Raw genomic sequence first — 1,724 nt, 5'->3', positions numbered from 1 at the left:
CGGCATGGTGATCATCAAACACGTTGATACCGAAAGACTTTGCACCGTTAAGGCCGGTCATGGATTCTGCGGTATTTTCATAGCTAATTGACTGTAGTGCGGCTTGGAAATCTTGCACACTTAACTGAGCGCCATGTTTAGCGGCGAGTGTCCATACAGCAGCGCCCTCTTCAACGTGTTGAACGAGCGTAAATTGATCGGCAAATTTAGGAGAAAGAGTAAAGTGATCATGTGCTGCGTCAAAGCGGTTGAAGTTGCCTTCAGTCGTCATGGTGATCTCAACATAAGATAAATGTTGGCTATCAACATCACTCAGTGTTACGTGTGACAGTAGTTGCTGTTGGCCTGAGTTTTCAGTGTAGTGACGAGTGATCCAACCGTTTTGTGCATCATCGGCTGTTGCAACAGGCGCATCATTCACATTGATAGGATCAAGTCTGATGCTTAGGCGGTTACTAAAGGCGTTGTGATCATCGTAAACATCGACACCTAGCGATTTTACGCCGTTAAGGCCAGTCATAGATTCTGCGGTATTAACGTATTGCACCGCATGGATAGCTTGTTCGAAATCATGAATTGAAGCTGGCGCACCGTCTTTGGTTGTTAAGATCCAGCTCCCTGCATCTTTTGAATAATCAAACGATTGGACTAACTGGAATTTATCGCTCATGGCAGGATCCAGTTGTAGGTACTCATGCGCAGCATCATAGCCATTAATACCATCGTGATTGACATCTGGTGTAATGGTGAAAATAGCTTTGGTTAATGTCTTGCTATCAACATCTGAAATAGTGGCATTTGGGATCAGGTATTGGGCACCAGTTCCTTCGACATATTGGGTGTTAACGTAGTTGTTTTGATTAGCTTCTGGGCTTGTTAAATGTGGTGCATCGTTCATAGGGGTAACGTCTATATTGATAGCGTGAGTAGAATCGGCTGTTTCACCTTTTACGGTATAATCGAATGAAACATCGCCATTAAAGTCTTTATTTGGGGTAAAAGTGATCGCACCATTGTTATTAATATGGATCTGACCATGAGCAAGTGAAATATCTTGTTTTTCACCAGATAATAGAATGTTATTAATACTGATTATTTCGTTATTATGTGTATTAATATTTAACGCTAAACAATTATCTTCTTGTACAGAGTAATAACCTTTTGTGTCTAGATTATTAGTCACAACGTCATTGTGAAGAACGTTAATATTTAATTGAGATAATGATTGATCTACTTCATTAATATTTAAGTTACTATTTATTTCGCTATTTGGTGTTGTTGCAATAACTTCACTATTATTTCTTTCAATAGTGACATAGCCAAAATCACCACCGCCGTTAACGGCATGCCCCGCCCCTGGTGCAGGTAATACTGATGGGTCATTGCCATCAAGAATGTAGTTATAGAGGGCGTTTAAATCATGTGTAGAAGAAGGCGTATCTGTTGTTTGGATCTGATTGTGTATTAAATGACTAATAGTGTTATCAATGCTGTAACTGTTTGAATTGATATCATTATTAGCATTTTTAACATGCGTTTTATTAGCAATGATAGACGGTTTCATTTGCTATCCCTGATCATATAAATGAAAAGTAAAATGTGATTAATAGAGATTGTTATGTGTAAAATGGCATATGCAGCGGGATACTATGCCTTAATGAAATAGGTGTGAAGTTGCATTTTGGTTTTGGTTGTTATTCTTAATAAAATAAGCGTATAGAAAT

The 1,724-nt window shown here is 38.7% G+C and carries 1 protein-coding gene; it reads right to left on the bottom strand.

The features are described 5' to 3' along the window. On the bottom strand, window positions 1-1,564 hold a 1,564-nt coding region (locus E5A76_RS06645), incomplete at its 3' end, for a cadherin-like domain-containing protein (RefSeq protein ID WP_161118464.1). Between the last annotated feature and the right edge of the window lie 160 nt (window positions 1,565-1,724).

It is taken from the genome of Photobacterium lucens (genome assembly GCF_009873615.1).
GTDB lineage: Bacteria > Pseudomonadota > Gammaproteobacteria > Enterobacterales > Vibrionaceae > Photobacterium > Photobacterium lucens.
Note: the sequence above shows the minus strand (reverse complement) of the source record. Positions and strands in the feature narration are given on the sequence as shown.